At 70.0% G+C, this 17,741-nt stretch carries 19 protein-coding genes and 1 pseudogene; 5 read left to right on the top strand and 15 right to left on the bottom strand.

The window, feature by feature from the left end:
• Nucleotides 1-55: 55 nt before the first annotated feature.
• Nucleotides 56-334 (top strand): DUF4235 domain-containing protein, encoded by a 279-nt coding sequence (locus ACIBEJ_RS11115; protein ID WP_397182502.1) that lies wholly within the window; start codon nucleotides 56-58, stop codon nucleotides 332-334.
• Here ACIBEJ_RS11115 and ACIBEJ_RS11110 read toward each other — a convergent pair.
• The 11 genes and pseudogenes from ACIBEJ_RS11110 to paaN form a co-directional block, all read right to left on the bottom strand.
• Entirely contained in the window at nucleotides 315-1,700 is a 1,386-nt protein-coding gene (locus ACIBEJ_RS11110) for a trehalose-6-phosphate synthase (protein ID WP_397182501.1), read from the bottom strand. The two genes, ACIBEJ_RS11115 and ACIBEJ_RS11110, sit on opposite strands and share 20 nt — an antisense overlap.
• A gap of 13 nt (nucleotides 1,701-1,713) precedes the next feature.
• Nucleotides 1,714-3,246 (bottom strand): FAD-dependent monooxygenase, encoded by a 1,533-nt coding sequence (locus ACIBEJ_RS11105; protein WP_397182500.1) that lies wholly within the window; start codon nucleotides 3,244-3,246, stop codon nucleotides 1,714-1,716.
• The gene (locus ACIBEJ_RS11100) at nucleotides 3,225-4,172 is read right to left on the bottom strand and encodes an MBL fold metallo-hydrolase (RefSeq protein ID WP_397182499.1); all 948 of its coding nucleotides are present in this window, start codon (nucleotides 4,170-4,172) and stop codon (nucleotides 3,225-3,227) included. Before ACIBEJ_RS11100 ends, ACIBEJ_RS11105 begins: the two co-directional genes overlap by 22 nt.
• A 255-nt stretch (nucleotides 4,173-4,427) precedes the next feature.
• The gene (locus tag ACIBEJ_RS11095) at nucleotides 4,428-5,432 is read right to left on the bottom strand and encodes a 2Fe-2S iron-sulfur cluster-binding protein (RefSeq protein ID WP_397182498.1); all 1,005 of its coding nucleotides are present in this window, start codon (nucleotides 5,430-5,432) and stop codon (nucleotides 4,428-4,430) included.
• Nucleotide 5,433: 1 nt separating this feature from the next.
• On the bottom strand, nucleotides 5,434-5,898 hold the full coding sequence (gene paaD, locus ACIBEJ_RS11090; RefSeq protein ID WP_397182497.1) for a 1,2-phenylacetyl-CoA epoxidase subunit PaaD: 465 nt from the start codon (nucleotides 5,896-5,898) through the stop codon (nucleotides 5,434-5,436).
• A complete protein-coding gene (paaC, locus tag ACIBEJ_RS11085; protein ID WP_397182496.1) occupies nucleotides 5,895-6,569 on the bottom strand; it encodes a 1,2-phenylacetyl-CoA epoxidase subunit PaaC in 675 nt (224 codons plus the stop codon). Before paaC ends, paaD begins: the two co-directional genes overlap by 4 nt.
• On the bottom strand, nucleotides 6,566-6,835 hold the full coding sequence (gene paaB, locus ACIBEJ_RS11080; RefSeq protein ID WP_397182495.1) for a 1,2-phenylacetyl-CoA epoxidase subunit PaaB: 270 nt from the start codon (nucleotides 6,833-6,835) through the stop codon (nucleotides 6,566-6,568). The genes paaC and paaB overlap by 4 nt, the downstream gene beginning before the upstream one ends.
• A 227-nt stretch (nucleotides 6,836-7,062) precedes the next feature.
• Nucleotides 7,063-7,962: pseudogene (paaA, locus tag ACIBEJ_RS11075) on the bottom strand (1,2-phenylacetyl-CoA epoxidase subunit PaaA); the annotation flags it as partial.
• Nucleotides 7,959-8,804, bottom strand: coding sequence for a 3-hydroxyacyl-CoA dehydrogenase family protein (locus ACIBEJ_RS11070; protein ID WP_397182494.1), 846 nt, complete (start codon nucleotides 8,802-8,804; stop codon nucleotides 7,959-7,961). The gene ACIBEJ_RS11070 and the pseudogene paaA, both read right to left, overlap by 4 nt.
• Nucleotides 8,801-9,544 carry an enoyl-CoA hydratase/isomerase family protein gene (locus tag ACIBEJ_RS11065; RefSeq protein ID WP_397182493.1) on the bottom strand — a complete coding sequence of 248 codons (744 nt, stop codon included), beginning with the start codon at nucleotides 9,542-9,544 and terminating at the stop codon, nucleotides 8,801-8,803. Before ACIBEJ_RS11065 ends, ACIBEJ_RS11070 begins: the two co-directional genes overlap by 4 nt.
• Nucleotides 9,545-9,752: 208 nt before the next feature.
• Nucleotides 9,753-11,399: a phenylacetic acid degradation protein PaaN gene (gene paaN / locus ACIBEJ_RS11060; RefSeq protein ID WP_397182492.1), complete on the bottom strand. Its 1,647-nt coding sequence runs from the start codon at nucleotides 11,397-11,399 to the stop codon at nucleotides 9,753-9,755.
• Nucleotides 11,400-11,496: 97 nt separating this feature from the next.
• Between paaN and paaI the strand changes: the two genes are divergently transcribed.
• From paaI to ACIBEJ_RS11045, 3 genes are read left to right on the top strand one after another with little or no spacing between them, the layout of a single operon-like run.
• A complete protein-coding gene (gene paaI, locus ACIBEJ_RS11055) occupies nucleotides 11,497-12,063 on the top strand; it encodes a hydroxyphenylacetyl-CoA thioesterase PaaI (protein WP_397182491.1) in 567 nt (188 codons plus the stop codon).
• A gap of 1 nt (nucleotide 12,064) precedes the next feature.
• Nucleotides 12,065-13,372, top strand: coding sequence for a phenylacetate--CoA ligase PaaK (gene paaK, locus ACIBEJ_RS11050; protein WP_397182490.1), 1,308 nt, complete (start codon nucleotides 12,065-12,067; stop codon nucleotides 13,370-13,372).
• Nucleotides 13,373-13,376: 4 nt separating this feature from the next.
• Nucleotides 13,377-13,967 carry a TetR/AcrR family transcriptional regulator gene (locus tag ACIBEJ_RS11045; protein WP_397182489.1) on the top strand — a complete coding sequence of 197 codons (591 nt, stop codon included), beginning with the start codon at nucleotides 13,377-13,379 and terminating at the stop codon, nucleotides 13,965-13,967.
• A gap of 8 nt (nucleotides 13,968-13,975) precedes the next feature.
• Here the strand turns inward: ACIBEJ_RS11045 and ACIBEJ_RS11040 are convergent, their stop codons facing one another.
• The 4 genes from ACIBEJ_RS11040 to ACIBEJ_RS11025 all read right to left on the bottom strand — a co-directional run bounded on the left by ACIBEJ_RS11040 (nucleotide 13,976) and on the right by ACIBEJ_RS11025 (nucleotide 17,313).
• Complete coding sequence (locus tag ACIBEJ_RS11040) at nucleotides 13,976-14,782, bottom strand: hypothetical protein (RefSeq protein ID WP_397182488.1); 807 nt, start codon at nucleotides 14,780-14,782, stop codon at nucleotides 13,976-13,978.
• A 13-nt stretch (nucleotides 14,783-14,795) separates the two neighbouring features.
• Nucleotides 14,796-15,095, bottom strand: coding sequence for a DUF4193 domain-containing protein (locus ACIBEJ_RS11035; RefSeq protein WP_090929286.1), 300 nt, complete (start codon nucleotides 15,093-15,095; stop codon nucleotides 14,796-14,798).
• A 287-nt stretch (nucleotides 15,096-15,382) separates the two neighbouring features.
• Nucleotides 15,383-16,663 (bottom strand): sensor histidine kinase, encoded by a 1,281-nt coding sequence (locus tag ACIBEJ_RS11030; protein ID WP_397182487.1) that lies wholly within the window; start codon nucleotides 16,661-16,663, stop codon nucleotides 15,383-15,385.
• Nucleotides 16,660-17,313: a response regulator transcription factor gene (locus tag ACIBEJ_RS11025; RefSeq protein WP_397182486.1), complete on the bottom strand. Its 654-nt coding sequence runs from the start codon at nucleotides 17,311-17,313 to the stop codon at nucleotides 16,660-16,662. Before ACIBEJ_RS11025 ends, ACIBEJ_RS11030 begins: the two co-directional genes overlap by 4 nt.
• A gap of 259 nt (nucleotides 17,314-17,572) precedes the next feature.
• Here ACIBEJ_RS11025 and ACIBEJ_RS11020 point away from each other — a divergent pair, with 259 nt between their 5' ends.
• Entirely contained in the window at nucleotides 17,573-17,737 is a 165-nt protein-coding gene (locus tag ACIBEJ_RS11020) for a hypothetical protein (protein WP_397182485.1), read from the top strand.
• Nucleotides 17,738-17,741: the final 4 nt, after the last annotated feature.

The raw sequence follows: 17,741 nt of genomic DNA, 5'->3' as shown, positions 1-17,741 counted from the left end.
CGGCTCGCAGACGCTAGAGACTAGTGTTCGTTACATAGGCGAAGGAGTGATCAGGATGGCGGACGACAAGCCGGATGTCGCGTGGCGGGTGATCGGCGGCCTGGTGGGGCTGGTGACCGCCTGGGCGGCCAAGAAGCTGCTCGGGTTCGTCTGGGTCAAGGCGACGGGCAAGGAGCCCCCGATCGACTCGGAGTCCCCCGAGGTCAGCATGGGTGAGGCCATCGGCTACGCGGTCGTGATGGGCGTCGGCATGTCGGTGGCGCAGATCGTGGTCAACAAGACCGCGAAGAAGCGTTACGACGCCTGGAAGGCGCTCAAGACTCCAAAGCCGTGAGAAACTCGCTGGCCCAGCGGTCGACGTCGTAGGTGGCCACCCGGCGCCGCATCGTGCGCATCCGCCGGGCCAGCTCGTGCGGCGAGGCGTTCATGGCGGCCATCATCTCCCGTTTGAGCCCCTCCACGTCGTACGGATTGACCAGGTACGCCGAGCGCAGCTCGGACGCGGCTCCGGCGAACTCGCTCAGCACCAGCGCACCCTGAAGGTCGTGGTGGCAGGAGACGTACTCCTTGGCCACGAGGTTCATCCCGTCGCGCAGCGGCGTCACGACCATGATGTCGGCCGCCAGGTAGAGCGCGGCCAATTCCTCCCGGTCGTAGGACTGGTGGAAGTACTGGACCGGCTGGGCGCCCAGCACCGAGTGCTCGCCGTTGATCCGCCCGACCTGCAGCTCGATGTCGTCGCGCAGCCGGCGGTACTCCTCGACCCGCTCCCTGCTGGGCGTCGCGATCTGCACGAACACCGCCTCACCAGGCGCGAGGCTGCTGTCGCGCAGCAGTTCCCCGAAGGCTTCGAGTCGCTGCCCGATGCCCTTGGTGTAGTCGAGCCGGTCGACGCCGAGCAGCACGTGCTCGGGGTCGCCGAGCTCCACCCTGATCTCCTTGGCGCGGTGCATGATGTGCGGCTCGCGCACGAGCGTGTCCAGCTCGGAGAAGTCGACGGAGATGGGGAAGGCCTGGGTGGTGACCACCCGGTCCTCCAGGAAGATCTCGTTGCTCTTGTACGGCAGGCCGAGCAGCCGCTTGCACAGCATCCGGAAGTTGGCCGCCCCGCCGGGCAACTGGAAGCCGACCAGGTCGGCCCCAAGCAGCCCCTCGACCAGCTCGCGCCGCCACGGCAGCCGCCAGAACAGCTCGACCGGCGGGAACGGGATGTGCAGGAAGAAGCCGATGCGCAGGTCCGGCCGCATCGCGCGGAGCATGGCGGGCACGAGCTGCAACTGGTAGTCCTGCACCCACACCACCGCGCCCTGCTCGGCGACCTCGGCGGCGGCCTGGGCGAAGCGCTCGTTGACGGCGCGGTAGGACTCCCACATCTCGCGTTCGAACACCGGCGGCGCGACCACGTCGTGGTAGAGCGGCCAGAGCGTGGAGTTGGAGAAGCCCTCGTAGTAGAGCTCGACCTCCTCGGCGGTCAGCGGCACGGGGATGAGCTCCATCCCGTCGTCCTCGAACGGCTCCAGGAGCTCGTCGGCCGCGCCGTGCCAGCCGAGCCAGGCGCCCTTGCGGCGCTGCATGACCGGGGCGATGGCGGTGACCAGTCCTCCTGGGCTTCGACGCCACGATGCCGTTCCGTCAGGCCCCACCGTGCGGTCCACCGGCAGGCGGTTCGCCACGATCAGGAACGAGCTACGGCTGGTCACCAAGGATTCCCTCCTACGACTCACTGTACGCAAGCCGCAAGGCACGGCTCACGGCGGCCGTCACCTGTCCGGTCCCGGCGTGCGGGATGATCGCGGCGATGTGGGCGTCGGGCCGGACAAGCCATGCCTCGCCCGGCGCCGCGCCGAGAGTCTCGGTCAGGGCTCCGGTCCCATCGATCTCCGCGAGCTCGCGAACGGCGAGCGGCGCCGTAGTCACCTTCCCCAGGATCTGGGCAAACAAACCTGAATCACACATTTCACCCAGGAGTAGCAGGAAACCGTTCCTGCACAACTCGCGCAGCCGTCCGCCGGGCACGGGACAGTCGGGCAGGATCACCCCGGGCGCCGGAGCGGGGCTCTGCCCCCGCGGTGGCCGGCCGCCGAACGGGCGACCGGGCGTGGTGAGCGGGGAGTCGACATACCAGTACGGCTCGGCGAACCGCCCGGAGTCGACCTCCTCGATCGCGCCCCGCTCCAGGACGTCGCGCCGGTGCGCCCGGCCGGCCTCGTCCGAGGGCACCAGGAAACGCATCGTGGCCGCGGTGACCTCGAGGTTCTCCCGCGCGGCGGCGTGCCGTTCGTCGTGGTAGGTCTCCAGCAGCTCCTCCGGGGCCCAGCCGCGCAGGACGGCGGCCAGCTTCCAGGCGGCGTTCTCGGCGTCGGGCACGCCGGAGTTGAGGCCGCGGGCGCCGAAGGGGGCCACGAGGTGGGCGCAGTCGCCGGCCAGCAGGACCCGTCCGACGCGCATCCGGGAGGCGATCCTGGAGTGGAAGCGGTAGACCGACTGCCAGACGAGCTCATACGGCCGGTCACCGATGATTTGCCTGATTTTTCGGGAAATATCATCTGATGTTGCGAGGTAGCCGGGCGGGACCTGCCAGTCGATCCGATACGTCGAGCCGGGACACGGGTGGATGAGCACCTGGCGGCCGGGGTTCCAGGCCGGGTCGAAGTAGAAGCGGCGCTCCTGCTCCCAGCCGGGCAGATCGGCCCTGATGTCGCAGATGAGGAAGCGGTCGTCGAAGGTGTGCCCGTCGAAGGTGACGCCGAGGGCCTGCCGTACCCCGTCGGCGCGGGCGCCCGCGCAGACCAGCACATAGGGCGCGCGCGTCACCCGCTCGCCGCAGCGGACCGTCACCCCCTCGCCGTCCTGCTCCAGGCCGGTGACCTCGTGGTCCCAGCGCACCTCGATCAGCGACTCGGCGGCGATGGCCGCGTCGAGCAGTTGCTCGGTGCGGGCCTGCGAGATGTTGACGAACGGCGGCAGCGGGCCCTGCGCGCCGAAGCTCCAAGAGAACAGCTCGCGCTCGCGGTAGTAAGTGCGCGCCGTGGTCCAGGTCAGCCCCTCCCGCGCCACCTGCGGCACGCCCAGGAACGACCACAGGTCGAGCACGTCGCGCTGCTGGCAGATGGAGCGCGAGCCCTCCAGGTCACGCGCCGGCCGGCGGTCCAGGACCAGCACCCGCAGCCCCCAGCGGGCCAGCAGCAGCGCCGCCGTCTGGCCCACCGGCCCCGCGCCGACCACTACGACTGCAGGGCCGCCCATACGTCCCTGTCCCTCTCCGCGGTCCAGATGACCGGGCGCTCGATCCCGCGCAGCTCGTCCCACAGCCGCGAGACGTCGAACGGCAGGCAGTGCTCGAAGATCGGCCACCGCCCGTAGCGTGGCGCGAGCGCCGCGTGGGTCCGCTCGAAAGCCTCCTTGAGCGTACGGCTGCCGCCCACCTCCCTGATCATCACCCGGAGGAAGTCGCGCGTCTGCGCCACGGCCGCCTCGACCTCGTCCTTGCCCACGGCCACCGCGCCCCTGCCGCCGACCAGCGTCTCCGCCCCGAACGCGGCCACCCGGTCGAGCGTCCCGCCGGCCCAGTCGCGGTGGAAGGCGTCGCCGGTGTACAGGGCGGCCTGCGACTCCACGAGGTCGCCGGCGAACATGATCCGGTGCTTCGGCAGCCACACCACCAGATCGCCCTCGGTGTGGCCGCGCCCGCAGTACTGCAGCACCAGCTCACCCCTGTCACCGCCGAGGTCGATCGTGAACCGGTCGCTGAACGTGGCCGTGGGCCAGGTGAGGCCGGGGATCGAGGCGGGTTCCTTGAACAGGCGGGGCATCCTGCCGTACTCGCTGGCCCAGTCCTGCTCGCCGCGCTCGGCGATGAGCTCGCGGGTCTTCTCGTGCGCGACGACCACGTCCGCGCCGAACGCCGAGGCGCCCAGGACCCGGACGGCGTGGTAGTGCGACAGGACCAGATAACGGATCGGTTTGTCGGTGTGCTCGCGCAGCTTGGCCAGCCATTCGCGGGCGGCGACCGGGGTGGCCAGCGCCTCGAAGCACACCAGGAAGTCCTCACCCTCGATGGCGCCCACGTTGGGGTCGCCCTCGGCGGTGAGCGCGTAGACGCCGTCGGCCAGGACGTGCAGCGTCTGCCGCTTCTCCCCCAGATCGGCCGACGACGCGAACGGCTTGCCCATCACCCTCCACCCCTTCCATCTCCCTCACCCAACTCCTTCCCGCCCCACCTTCTCCTCGCCACCACCTGTCCCGCCCCACCACCCCTACCAACCAGCCCTTTCCTTCCTCTCCGCCCGACCATCCGCCCCACCTCGCTCCCCGTGCTGCTGGGCCATTCCAGCCCACGCGAGCCGCCTCACCGTCCAGCCCTTCCAGCCCTCCGCCCCGTCCCGGCCCTCCGGCGCTTTCATCGGATCCCATGGGCTGCTGGCCGTTCAGGCGTCGAAGTCCGCGACGACGTGTTCGGTGACCGGGTGGCTCTGGCAGGCCAGCGCGTACCCGGCCGCCAGTTCGTCCGGCTCCAGCGCGTAGTTCTGGTCCATCGCGACCTCACCCCGGCTCACCCGGACGCGACAGGTGCCGCACACCCCGCCCCTGCACGCGTAGGGCGCGTCCGTGCGCACCCGCAGCGCGGCGCCGAGCAGGCTCTCGTCGTCGCGCAGGTGCACGCGCGTGGTCCGCCCGTCGAGCGTGAAGTCGAAAACCGCCCCATCCGGTACGGCATGCGCCCGCGTCACCGGCTCCCCCGCATAGAACAGCTCGTAATGGACCCGCCGACCCCCCAGCAGCCCCCTGACCGTCTCGACCATGCCCAGCGGGCCGCACAGGTAGTACTCGTCGGCCTCGCCCAGCAGGGGCAGCAGGGTGCGCATCTTGTCCGCGTCGATGCGGCCGCTGGCGATCGGGGCCTCCTGTGGCTCCTGGCTGAGGACGTGCAGGAGGTTGAGGCGGCTGCCGTAGGCGTCCTTCAGGTCGGCCAGTTCCTCGGCGAACATCACCTCCCTGGCGGTCCTGTTGCCGTAGACGAGGGTGAAGCGGCTGAGTGGCTCGACCTCCAGCGTGGTCGTCAGCAGGGAGATCACGGGGGTGATGCCGGATCCGGCGGCGATGGCCAGATGATGCCGGGATTTTTCGGGATATAGCGGGGTGGTGAAGCGGCCGAGCGGCGGCATCGCCTCCACCACGTCCCCGGGCTTGAGCATGGTGTTGGCCCACTCGGAGAACGCCCCTCCCGGCAGCCGCTTGATCCCGATCCTGAGGGGGCCGCCGGCCGGGGAGCAGATGGAGTAGCTGCGCCGTACCTCTAGACCGTCGAGGAAGACGCGCACGGTGAGATGCTGCCCCTGCGCGAACGGCAGCCGCTCCGCGAACGTCACCGCCACCGCGTCGTCGGTCAGCCGCTCCACGGCCGCGACCGTGAGGGGCTGGAACCGGCTCACGTCAGATCTCCTTGAAGTGGTCGAACGGCTCCAGGCACGCGCGGCACGTGTAGAGCGCCTTGCAGGCGGTCGAGCCGTACCGGCTGACCTGGCGCGTCCGCGGCGACCCACACCTCGGACACCGCACGCTGAGCACCAGCCCCACCGGCCCATGGCCGCCGGTACGGCTCGGCGGTGAGATGCCGTGTTCCCGCAGTTTCGCCCTGCCCTCGTCGGTGATCCAGTCCGTGCTCCAGGGCGGTGACAGCACCGTCGTGACCACCGCGCCCGGCAGCGCCCGCCCGATGTCCTCGCGGATGGCGTCCATGGCCGGGCAACCCGAGTACGTCGGCGTCACCACCACCTCGAACCCCCCGCCGGCCCGCTGCTTAACCTCCCTGACGATCCCCAGATCGCCAAGCGTGAGCACGGGCAGCTCCGGATCCGGCACCGCCGCGACCACAGCTCTGGCCTGCGCGAGCGTCACCACGTGGCGCCCTGGTGCGCGCGGTGGAGCGCCTGCATCTCGTCGAGGAGGGCGCTCAGGTGCCCGGTGTGCTCACCCCGCCGCCCGCCGTACCGCTGAGGACTGCCCTGCGGCACGGTCAGCCCGGCCTCCCCAAGCACCGCCCCCACATACTCCTCCCACGCCCCCCTCAGCCCGGCCCGCCCACCACGAGCGGGGCCGGCGTCTTCGGCGAACAGTTCGGCGGTGAACGGCCAGAGCGCGTCCAGGGCGGACGTCATGCGGCGGTGGCTCTCCTCGGTGCCCAGGCCGAGGCGTCTGGTCCAGAGGGCGGCGTAGTCGCGGTGGTAGGCGATCTCCTTGACGCCCTTGGCGGCGACGTCGTCCTGGGGATGCGCGCCGTACAGCTCGAACAGGAAGCTTGTGTACAGCAGATGCCGCACCACCGTGTGCGCGAAGTCGCCGTTGGGCTGCTCCACCAGCAGGCAGTTGCGGAACTCCCCCGGCCCGCGCAGGTAGGCCAGTTCGTCCTCGTCCCCGACCCGCGACAGCAATGCCCGAGCCTGCCCGAGAAGGTCAAGCGACAGGTTGGCCAGGGCGACGTCCTCCTCAAGCGTGGGCGCCCGCGTCACCCACTCCGCCAGCCGCTGCGAAAGGACGAGGCAGTCGTCACCGATCTCCAGCGAGTTCACAGGTGCTTCACCCCCTCCGGCAGCTCGTAGAAGGTCGGATGCCGGTACGGCTTGTCGCCCGCCGGGTCGAAGAACGTGTCCTTCTCATCCGGCGAGGAGGCGGTGATCTCGCCGGCCGGTACCACCCAGATGCTGACGCCCTCCTGCCGCCGCGTGTACAGGTCCCGCGCATGCCGCAACGCCAACTCGGCATCCGCGGCGTGCAGGCTTCCGGCATGCACGTGCGACAGCCCGCGCTTGGGCCGCACAAAGACCTCCCACAACATCACCCCACCTCCCCAGCCGACAACCGACCATCCGCCCCCTGCTCACCCGACACCCTGCGCTCCGACAACCCCTGGTCCAACGGACCTGAGGACGACATTCCGTGGTCCGACAGACCGTGATCCGACAGACCTGGGGTGGACAACCCGTGGTCTGACAGACCTGGGGCGGACAGCCCGGAGGACGACGAACCTGAGGCGGACGGACCGGAGGTGGGTGGGGTGGGTGGGCGGGTGGTGTAGGCGGTGGCGGCTTCTCGGACCCAGGCGCCCTCCTCGTGGGCACGGCGGCGGTGGGCTATGCGTTCGGCGTTCATGGGGCCGTCGCCGGCCAGGACGCGCTTGAACTCCGACCAGTCGATCTCCCCGTGGTCGTAGTGGCCACGCGCGGCGTTCCAGCGCAGGTCGGGGTCGGGGAGGGTGAGGCCCAGGATCTCGGCCTGCGGCACCAGCATGTCGATGAACCGCTGCCGCAGCTCGTCGTTGGAGTGGCGCTTGATCTTCCAGGCCATCGACTGCGCGGAATGGGTCGACTCCGCGTCCGGCGGGCCGAACATCATCAGCGACGGCCAGTACCACCGGTCCACCGCGTCCTGGGCCATGCGCTTCTGGGCGGGGGTGCCGTTCGCGAGCGTGTACAGAAGCTCGTAGCCCTGCCGCTGGTGAAAGCTCTCCTCCTTGCAGATCCGCACCATCGCCCGCGCGTACGGCCCGTACGAGCACCGGCACAACGGCACCTGGTTGACGATGGCGGCGCCGTCCACGAGCCACCCGATCGCGCCCATGTCGGCCCAGGTGGGCGTCGGATAGTTGAAGATCGAGGAGTAGCGCTGGCGGCCTTCGTGGAGGGCGTCGAGCAGCTCCTCGCGGCTGACGCCCAGCGTCTCGGCGGCGCTGTACAGGTAGAGGCCGTGACCCGCCTCGTCCTGAACCTTCGCCAGCAGGATCGCCTTGCGCTTGAGCGAGGGCGCCCGGGTGATCCAGCTTCCCTCCGGCTGCATGCCGATGATCTCGGAGTGGGCATGCTGGGCGATCTGCCTGATCAGCGTCTTGCGGTAGGCGTCGGGCATGTCGTCGCGTGGTTCGATGCGCTCGTCCGCGTCGATCACTTCCTGAAATATCCCGCTCATCGCTCCTCCTCCCAGGTATAGAACCCTTTTCCTGACTTACGGCCCAGCTCTCCCGCGGCGACCTTGTCCCGCAGGATCCGGGGCGGCTCGAACCGGTCGCCGAGCTTCTGGTGCAGGTACTCGGCTATGGCCAGCCGCACGTCCAAACCGACCAGGTCGCCCAGCCGGATCGGCCCCATCGGGTGCCGGTAGCCGAGCTCCATGGCGGTGTCGATGTCCTCGGGCGAGGCGACGCCCTCCTCGACCATCCGCATGGCCTCCAGCCCGAGAAGCACCCCCAACCGGCTGGACGCGAACCCCGGCGAGTCGTTGACCACCACCCCCGTCTTCCCGATCAGCTCCACCCACTGCCTGGCCCGCCCGAGCACGTCGTCCGCGGTCCGGGCCGTCACGACGATCTCGACCAGCGCCTGCACCGGCACGGGATTGAAGAAGTGCAGCCCGATCAGCCGCTCGGGCCGTTCGAGCCCCGCGCCCAGCTCGCCGATCGACAGAGAGCTCGTGTTGCTCGCCAGTACGGCCCGCTCCCCCGCCCGCCCCTCGGCCTCGGCCAGAACCTCGATCTTGAGCTTGGGATCCTCCGGCACCGCCTCGACCACCAGATCCACCCCGTACGGCACCGGCCCCATCATTAGCCGCGCCAGCCCGTCAGCCGCGTTGTGCGCCGGGGACTTCGACTCGGCGATGGCCAGGCCCTTCGCGATACGGGCGTGGGCGGCCTCGGCCTCGGGTTCCTGGACGGTCACCTCGGCGCCGGCCGTAAGGAAGACCTGGGCGATGCCGGCGCCCATGCGGCCGCCGCCGATGACGGCCACCCTCGGGCGGCCGGATTGCGGGGTCATCGGGTGTCCTCTCCGTGGCGGTTCAGGAATTTCCGCATCCGGGCGTGCTTGTCGGGGTCCTCGAACAGCACGGCCTGGGCCAGGTGATCGGTCACCGGATGGGCCGACGGCGGCGCGTCCAGGACGAGCTTGGTCAGGCGCAGGGCGGCGGGGGACATCCTCGCCATGCGGTCGATCAGCGCGTGCGCGTCCGCCTCCAGCGCCTCCGGCTCGTGCAGCGAGGCGACCAGGCGGCAGGACAGCGCTTCCTGGGCGCCGATGGTGTGCCCGGCCAGCAGTACCAGCTTGGCCAGTGGCTCGCCCACCAGCTCCTTCAGCCGCCAGCACGCCCCCGCGCCGGCGATGATGCCCAGGTTGGGCTCGGGGTTGCCGAACTTCGCGCCGGTGCCGGCCACCCTGATGTCGCAGGCGTACGCCAGCTCCGCCCCGCCACCCAGCGCGTAACCGTCGACGGCGGCCACGGTCGGCATCGGCAGGCGGCGGATCCGCTCGAACAGCGTGCTGTTGATGCCCTGGAGCGCCTGGTCCCGGCCGCGTTCGAGCAGCTCGCCGATGTCGGCGCCGGCGGCGAAGAAGCCGTTGCCGCCGGTCAGCAGCAGGGGCCTGGGATGGTGTTCGAGGAGGCCGCAGACGGCGTGGAGCTCGCCGACCATCTCGGCGTTGATCGCGTTGCGGGCCTCGGGGCGGTGGAGCCGGACCACGAGCCGGTCCGGCTTCTCCTCGACGAGCAGGGTGTTCACCGCCACCCCTCGGCGGCCGGATGGATGTGGTTCATGCGGGATTCCTCACGGTTCGCGGGGTGGGTCTGGATCTGGGGCGGCCTCGGATGGTTGGGGCGGACGGGCTGAGCGGGCGGACGGAGCGCGCAGGGCGAGCGGGCGCGAGTGGGGCCCGGCGAGCCGGAGCCCGGGCAGGAGGGGGCCGGGTGGTGGGCGGCCCCCTCGAAGGTCAGGCTGGGCGGCGGGACTGGACGATGTGGAAGCGGCCCGCCACGTACCCGGGATCGGTCAGCGAGGCCGTGGCCGCCGGGTTGGCGCCCGAGCCGTGGAAGTCGCTGAACGCCGCCGACTGGTTGACGAAGATGCCGCCGGTCAGGTTGCAGGAGAGGTTGACCCCGGCCTCCATCGCCGCCTTCTCGGCCCGCTCCAGCACCTCGGGCGAGGTCGAGTACACGGCGGCGGTCAGCGCCCCGTGCGCGGAGACGGTCTCGCCGAGCAGGCCGAGCGCGGCCTCGGTCGACTCCACCGGGATCACGAACGAGATGGGACCGAAGTGCTCGCTCGTGTAGACCTCGGACCGCTCGGGGTCCACTCGGACGATGACCGGCGTCCTGACGGTCGCCTCGGGGAAGGTCGGGTGCTTGAGCGCGCGCGACTCGAGGACGACCTCGCCCAGCGACGCCGCCTGGTCGACGCGTGCCAGGACGTCGGGGTTGGCCAGCGCCCCGGTCAGCTCGACCGCCCGGGCGTCCTCGGCGAGGAGCTTGCCGACCGCGGCGGCGATGCCCGCGGCGACCTCGTCGAAGCTCTTGTGGCCCTCGTCGGTCTCGATGCCGCCGGAGGGGATGAGGATGTTCTGCGGCGCGGTGCACATCTGGCCGCTGTAGAGCGACAGCGAGAAGGCGAGGTTGCCGAGCATGCCCTTGTAGGCGTCGGTGGAGTCGAGGACGACGGTGTTGAGCCCGGCCTTCTCGGTGTGGACGAGCGCCTGGCGGGCGTTGGCCTCCAGCCAGTCGCCGTAGGAGGTGGAGCCGGTGAAGTCGACGATGCGTACGTCGGGATGGGTGGCCAGTTCGGTGGCCAGGCCCACGCCCTCCTCCACGGCCAGTTGGACGAGGCCGGAGTCGAAGCCCGCCTCGGCCAGCACCTCGCGGGCGATCTGCACCGAGATGGCCAGCGGCAGGATGGCGCGCGGGTGGGGTTTGACGATGACGGGGTTGCCGGTGACGAGCGAGGCGAACAGGCCCGGGTAGGAGTTCCAGGTGGGGAAGGTGTTGCAGCCGATGACGAGGCCGATGCCCCGCGGCACGACGGTGAACTTCTTCTCCATGACCAGCGGATCGCCCTTGGCCGGCTTCTCCCAGCGGGCCGCGGCGCCGGAGGCGGTCATGGCGGCGTAGCCGTAGGCGATGGCTTCGAGCGCGCGGTCCTGGGCGTGCGGGCCACCGGCCTGGAAGGCCATCACGAACGCCTGGCCGCTGGTGTGCTGCACGGCGTTGGCCAGCTCGAACGAGCGCTTGTTGATCCGGTTGACGATCTCGACGCAGGCGAGCGCGCGCGCCTCGGGCCCGGCGTCGCGCCAGGCGGGCAGCGCCGCCTTGGCGGCGGCGATCAGGGCCGCGACGTCGGGCCGCGGGTAGGTGACGCCCAGCTCGATCCCGTACGGCGAGCGTTCCGCACCCACCGGCTCACCCGTGGAAACCTGGTCGGTGGGGAACGGTCTGCCCAGATAGCCCTCGAACGCTTCCTTGCCCCGCTCGGCGGCGCCCTCTCCGTAGACGCGGGGGCTCGGCGACTCGGGATAGGCGCTCCAGTAGCCCCGCTCCGAGATCGCGGAGAGCGCCTGGTCCAGGGTCTCGCGGTTCTGCTCGAACATGATGTCCCTCTCTTGACAGGGATCCGCCGGACGTGAAGTGTTTACCGAACATTCGGTCAGTTGACAAGGGAGACTTCCGTTGGAAAGCGCGCGTCGCATGTTCGCCGCCGACACGGCCTCCAAGGCGCTGGGCATCGAACTGCTCGATCTGGCGCAGGGCCGGGCGACCTGCCGGATGACGGTGACCGGGGAGATGGTCAACGGGCACGGCCTGTGTCACGGCGGCTACGTCTTCCTGCTGGCCGACACCGCCTTCGCGGGCGCGTGCAACACCTACGGCCCGGTGACGGTCGCGGCGGGCGCGGAGATCACCTTCGTCTCCCCCGCCCGGGAGGGCGATGTGCTGACCGCCGAGGCGACCGAGCGCACCCGTTACGGCCGCAGCGGCATCTACGACATCACGGTGACGGGCTCCGGCGGCAAGGTGGTGGCGGAGTTCCGCGGAAGAAGCCGGGAGTTCGGCGGACAGGCCGGGAGCACCGCGGACAGGCAAACAGCGGACAAGCAAACAGCGGACAAGCAAGCGGCAGACAAGCAAGCGCCGGACGAGCTGGGGGCGGACGAGCTAGGGGCGGGGACGCAAGGAGCGGGAAAGCAAGCAGCGGGGCAGCAAGAGGACAGGCGAGCGGACAGGCAGGGTTTCGCGGGAAAGGCAGGGAGTTGAGGTGAGCGAGGACGTGAGGCATACCGAAGCGCCCGCACCGGAGGATCTCGATCCCGCCGAACGGCTGTCGCGCGACGAACTGACCGCCCTGCAGTTGCGCCGCCTCCAATGGACCCTCAACCACGCATACCAAAATGTCCCGTTTTATCGTCATAAATTTGACGACCACGGCATCCACCCCACCGACTGCAAGGAACTCGCCGACCTGGCCGGGTTCCCCTTCACCACCAAGCAGGACCTGCGCGACACCTACCCGTTCGGCATGTTCGCCGTCCCCCGCGACCAGGTGGCCAGGATCCACGCCTCCAGCGGCACCACCGGCAAGCCCACCGTCGTCGGCTACACCCGGCACGACCTCGACATCTGGTCCGACGTCATGGCCCGCTCCATCCGCGCCGCCGGCGGCCGCCCCGGCCACGTCGTGCACGTCGCCTACGGCTACGGCCTGTTCACCGGCGGCCTCGGCGCCCACTACGGGGCCGAGCGCCTCGGCTGCACGGTCGTCCCGGTCTCCGGCGGCATGACGCCCCGGCAGGTCCAGCTCATCAACGACTTCCGGCCCGAGGTCATCATGGTGACCCCGTCGTACATGCTGGCGCTTCTGGACGAGTTCGAGCGGCAGGGCCTCGACCCGCGCGCCAGTTCGCTCAAGGTCGGCATCTTCGGGGCCGAGCCGTGGACCGAGGAGATGCGCCGGGAGATCGAGGAGCGCTTCGACCTGCACGCCGTGGACATCTACGGCCTGTCGGAGGTGATGGGCCCGGGTGTCGCGCAGGAGTGCGTGGAGACCAAGGACGGCCTGCACGTCTGGGAGGACCACTTCTATCCGGAGACGGTCGACCCGTTCACCGGCGAGGTGGCCGAGGCGGGCGAGCTGGTGTTCACGTCGCTGACCAAGCAGGCGCTGCCGATCATCCGCTACCGCACCCGCGACCTGACCAGGCTGCTGCCCGGCACCGCGCGGCCGGCGTTCCGCCGCATGGAGAAGGTGACCGGCCGCACCGACGACATGATCATCCTGCGCGGCGTGAACGTCTTCCCCACCCAGATCGAGGAGATCGTGCTGCGCACGCCCGGCCTGTCGCCGCACTTCCAGGTCCACCTGACCAGGCCGGAACGGCTGGACGTGATGACGGTCAAGGTCGAGGCGCGGCCGGGCTTCGAGGGCGGCCGGGACGCCGCCGAGGCGCTGCGCGGGGCGGTCAAGGACACCGTCGGGGTGAGCGTCGAGGTGGAGATCGTCGCGCCGGAGACGCTGGAGCGATCCGTCGGCAAGCTCAAACGGGTCATCGACAGACGGGATAATTAGCCATATGGCCACCACATCCCGTCAGCGCAGGCGCGGACACGACCCCGAGTCCGTGCTGTCGATCGCCGTGGGCGTCTTCAACGAGCGCGGCTTCGACGGGACCAGCATGGAGGATCTGGCCCGCGCGCTCGGCGTCACCAAGTCGGCCATCTACTACCACGTTCCGGGCAAGGAGCAACTGCTCGCGCGAGCGCTGGACCGGGCGCTGGACGGGCTGTTCGAGGTGGTGGCCGACGAGCGCGCCACCACCGGTCCCGCGATCGAACGGCTCCAGTGGGTGGTACGGCACAGCGTCCGCATCCTGGTGGACCGCCTGCCGTACGTGACACTGCTGCTGAGGGTGCGCGGCAACAGCACGACCGAGCAGCAGGCGCTGCAGCGGCGGCGCGAGTTCGACCGGTTCATCGCGCACCTGGTGAAGGAGGCGGCGGCCGACGGCCAGATCCGGCCCGACCTGGATCCGGCGCTGGTGACGCGGCTGCTGTTCGGGACGGTGAACTCCATCACGGAGTGGTACCAGCCGGGCCGCGGCGGCACGGCCGACGAGCTGGCCGACGCCGTGCTGAAGATGACCTTCGACGGCCTGCGCGTCTGAGACGCGGCTCAGGGGTCGAGCGACTTGGGCGCGGGCGCCGGATCGACGACCGGCTTGCCGGGCTTGGGCAGCGCCCTGCCCCGCAGGTCGTTGCGGATCGCCTCGCCCAGCCGCTTGGTCGCGGCCCGGTTGAGCGCACCGCCCGCGACGGCGCCGGTGAGGAACGGGCCGAGCGTGGTCAGGTGGCGTCCCATGACCTTGAGCAGCCGGTTGCGCAGCGCGGTCTTGGTGGCCGCGCCGAGCGCGAGCGTCACCGTGGCCGGTGCGAAGGGGTCGATGCCGCGCTGCCTGGCCCAGGCCGCGGTGAAGGCGACGGCACGCTGGGTGCCCGTGCCCTCGACGCGGACGCCGTAGACCTCGTGCAGCTCGGCCAGGAGCTTGACTTCGATGGCGGCCACGACGATCGTCTCGGCGACGAGCTGGGCCGGCGCGGAGAGAAGGAGGGGTGGGGCGGCGAACTCGGCGGCGGCCAGCGCCCCGCCGATGGCGCCGACGGTCATGGTGGCCTTCTGGGCGGTGCGCACCAGGTCGTCGGCGAGTTGCTCACCGGTGAGGCCGTGGTGGTGCTCGGACAGTGTCTGCAGATCCCTGATGGGGATGCGGGGCGCGATGCTGAGGAACACGTCGGCGAGCCATCGGCCTCGGCTCTCGCCGCTCTTGCGTGCCTTCCTCGCGCCTGCCGCGAGTGACTGGGCTAGTCGGCCGAGCAGCTTGCGCCGCTCGGCCGGCTCCAGCTCACCGGGTTGGGTGAGCCTGCCCACGATCTCGCCGACGTCCCTGTCGGGCTCGGCGTTCTCCTTGTCAGGTGCTGCCACGGTGCCTCCCAAACTAGGCGGCGCACTCCCGGCAGACCTGCTGGCCGTTCCGCTCGGAGGCCAGCTGGCTGCGGTGGTGCACCAGGAAGCAACGCGAACACGTGAACTCGTCGGCCTGGCGCGGGATCACGCGCAGGGAGAGCTCCTCGTTGGACAGGTCGGCACCGGGCAGTTCGAGCGACTCGGCCAGATCGGTCTCGTCGATGTCGATGCTGCCGGACGACTTGTCCGTGCGCCGCGCCTGGAGTTCCTGGAGGCTGTCCTCCCCCAGGTCGTCGTCGGTCTTGCGCGGGCTGTCGTAGTCGGTAGCCATTGTGCTTACTCCATCCCCCTCATCTATATGTCTTCGCGCTCGTCGCGCGTGGTCTAACGTCCGGGACGTTCATCTTGTGCCCGTTCCTCGCGGGAGATTTTGCATCGGATACCCGCGAGAAGAGGTCGACGAACCTCCCAACACGTCATGACGCGCCGCCGACGGCAATGGTTAGCCAAATATGGCTAAACCCACAGCCTTGGCGTCTTGCGCCACCGTGTTCGACGGCACATCCAACCACATGTACGGCGCGAACGAGACGCCCGCGGTGGATCAACACGCCGGGATCAACGACCAGGAAGCCGAATGGTCACGACAAGTCCCCCACCATCACGTGGAACAGCGGCGACGTTTCCGCCGTGTGCCTGCACCACAGCGCGGACGATCGAAAGCCCGAGTCCCGATCCCTTCGCCGAATCCACACGGTCCGCATGGAGCCTCCTGAACGGCTCGAACAGGCTGTTCACCTCGTACGCCGGGACGTGCTGCCCGGTGTTGGCCACCTGAACAACCAAGGCCCCGTCCGCCATTCCCGTTCGGATCCAGACTTTTCCGTTATCGGGCAGGTTGTACTTCACGGCGTTCTCCAGCAGATTGCTCACCGACCGCTCCAACAACACCGGATCCCCCACGGTGCCCGCCGGATTGAGTTCGGTGGTGACCGAGACGCCGTGTTCCTCGGCGAACGGGAGCACCTGCTCCACCGCGGTCCGCGCCACGTCCTTGACGTCGACGGGTTTGCGCACGGCCAGCTCGCGTTCGCTCCTGGCGAGCAACAGCAGCCCCTCGATGAGCTTCTCGTTGCGCGCGTTGACCTCCAGCAGCGTGCGGCCCAGCGCCTTCAGATCCTCCGAGGCCCCCGGGTCGCCCAGGGCGATCTCCAGGACCGTCCTGTTGATGGTGAGCGGCGTGCGCAGCTCGTGGGAGGCGTTGGCCACGAAGCGCCGCTGGGTGTCGAAGGCCACGTTGAGGCGGGTGAGCATGTCGTCGAAGGTGTCGGCCAGTTCCTTCAGCTCGTCGTTGGGACCCTGCAGGGCGATGCGCTGGTGGCTGAGGTTGCCCTCGGAGAGCTTGCGGGCGGTGGCGGTCATCTTGCTGACCGGCTTCAGCGCCCGGTCGGCCACGAAGTAGCCGACGATGACGGCGAAGATGCCGACGCCGACCAGGGCCATGACGCTGCTGCGCAGCATCGCCTCCTGGATGGTCTGCTTGGTCGCCGCCTGCGCGGCCCGCCACTGGGCCTCGGCGATGGCCGCCTCGATGGGCGGGATGCCCCGCAGGTTCAGGTTGGGCCACTCGACCTCGATGGCGTTGCCCACGATGACGTAGAGCGAGGTCACGACGACGGCCGCGGCCACGAAGAACATGGCGCTGTAGGTCAGCGTGAGCCGCCAGCGGACGCTGACCTTGCCGGTCAGGTCCCACAGGCCCACCGAGGGCCGGCCGTACTCGGCGGGGGGAGGCGGGCCGTCCCAGGCGGGCGCCCCGCTGGGCGGGGCCACCTGCTTTCCCTCCGCCCGCTCGGAGTGCGGGCTGATCATCGGGTGGGTCGGCACCGGTTCGCTCACAGCTTGTATCCCACTCCGGGTACGGTCTCGATCACCTGCGGCTCTCCCAGCTTCTTGCGCAACGTCATCATGGTGACCCGCACGACGTTGGTGAACGGGTCGATGTTCTCGTCCCATGCCTTGTCCAGAAGGTCTTCCTGCGAGACGACGGCGCCCTCGGCCCGCATCAGCTCCTCGAGCACCGCGAACTCCTTCTTGGTGAGCACGACCTCCTTGCCGTCTCGCTCGACCAGCCGCTTGCCCGGGTCCAGCCGGATGCCGCCCCGCTCCAGGACCGGCGGCAGCGCCGGCGCGGAGCGCCGGCCCAGGGCCCGTACCCTCGCCACGAGCTCCACGAACACGAACGGCTTCGCGAGATAGTCGTCGGCGCCCAGCCCGAGCCCCTCGACCTTGTCGTCCACGTCGCCCGAGGCGGTCAGCATCAGGATGCGCGAGGCGGTGCGCTGCGCCACGAGGCGGCGGCAGACCTCGTCGCCGTGGATCACGGGCAGGTCGCGGTCGAGCACGATCACGTCATAGTCGATGTAGGAGGTGCGCTCCAGCGCCCCGCCGCCGTCGTAGGCCACGTCCACGGCCATCGCCTCGCGGCGCAGCCCGGTCGCGATCGCGTCGGCGAGCACCCGCTCATCTTCGACCACCAGCACTCGCACGGTGCGCACACCCTCTTTCCGATCCGGCTCACATTCTCCGCACACGACGATAAGCGCACGGTAAGGCATGTGCGGGCACGCGAGCCGCAAGCGGCGGCCAAATCCATGTTTCGGGAGCGGAGGGTGCGGGGTATGCCGTCGGGACCACCCGCTGACGTGTGCTCGCGGGTTTCGCGCGCTCTTCTGCGACCCCCCTGAAAGCGACCTCTGAAAGCGACCCCTGACAGACCCCTGACAGACCCCCGAGAGAGAAGGTGAGATGGGCGAGTTCACCACTACGATCGAGCGCCGCCTCGACCAGGCATACCGTGGCCTGAAGGAGGCCAGGTGCTCCGGCGACGACTACCTCGCCGACACCCTCAACGCCGAGATCGAGGATCTGCGCCGCCTGGCGGACGACCACGGGGTGCCGTTGCCTCGCTGACCAC

This window comes from Nonomuraea sp. NPDC050790, assembly GCF_044456745.1.
Taxonomy (GTDB): domain Bacteria; phylum Actinomycetota; class Actinomycetes; order Streptosporangiales; family Streptosporangiaceae; genus Nonomuraea.
Note: the sequence above shows the minus strand (reverse complement) of the source record. Positions and strands in the feature narration are given on the sequence as shown.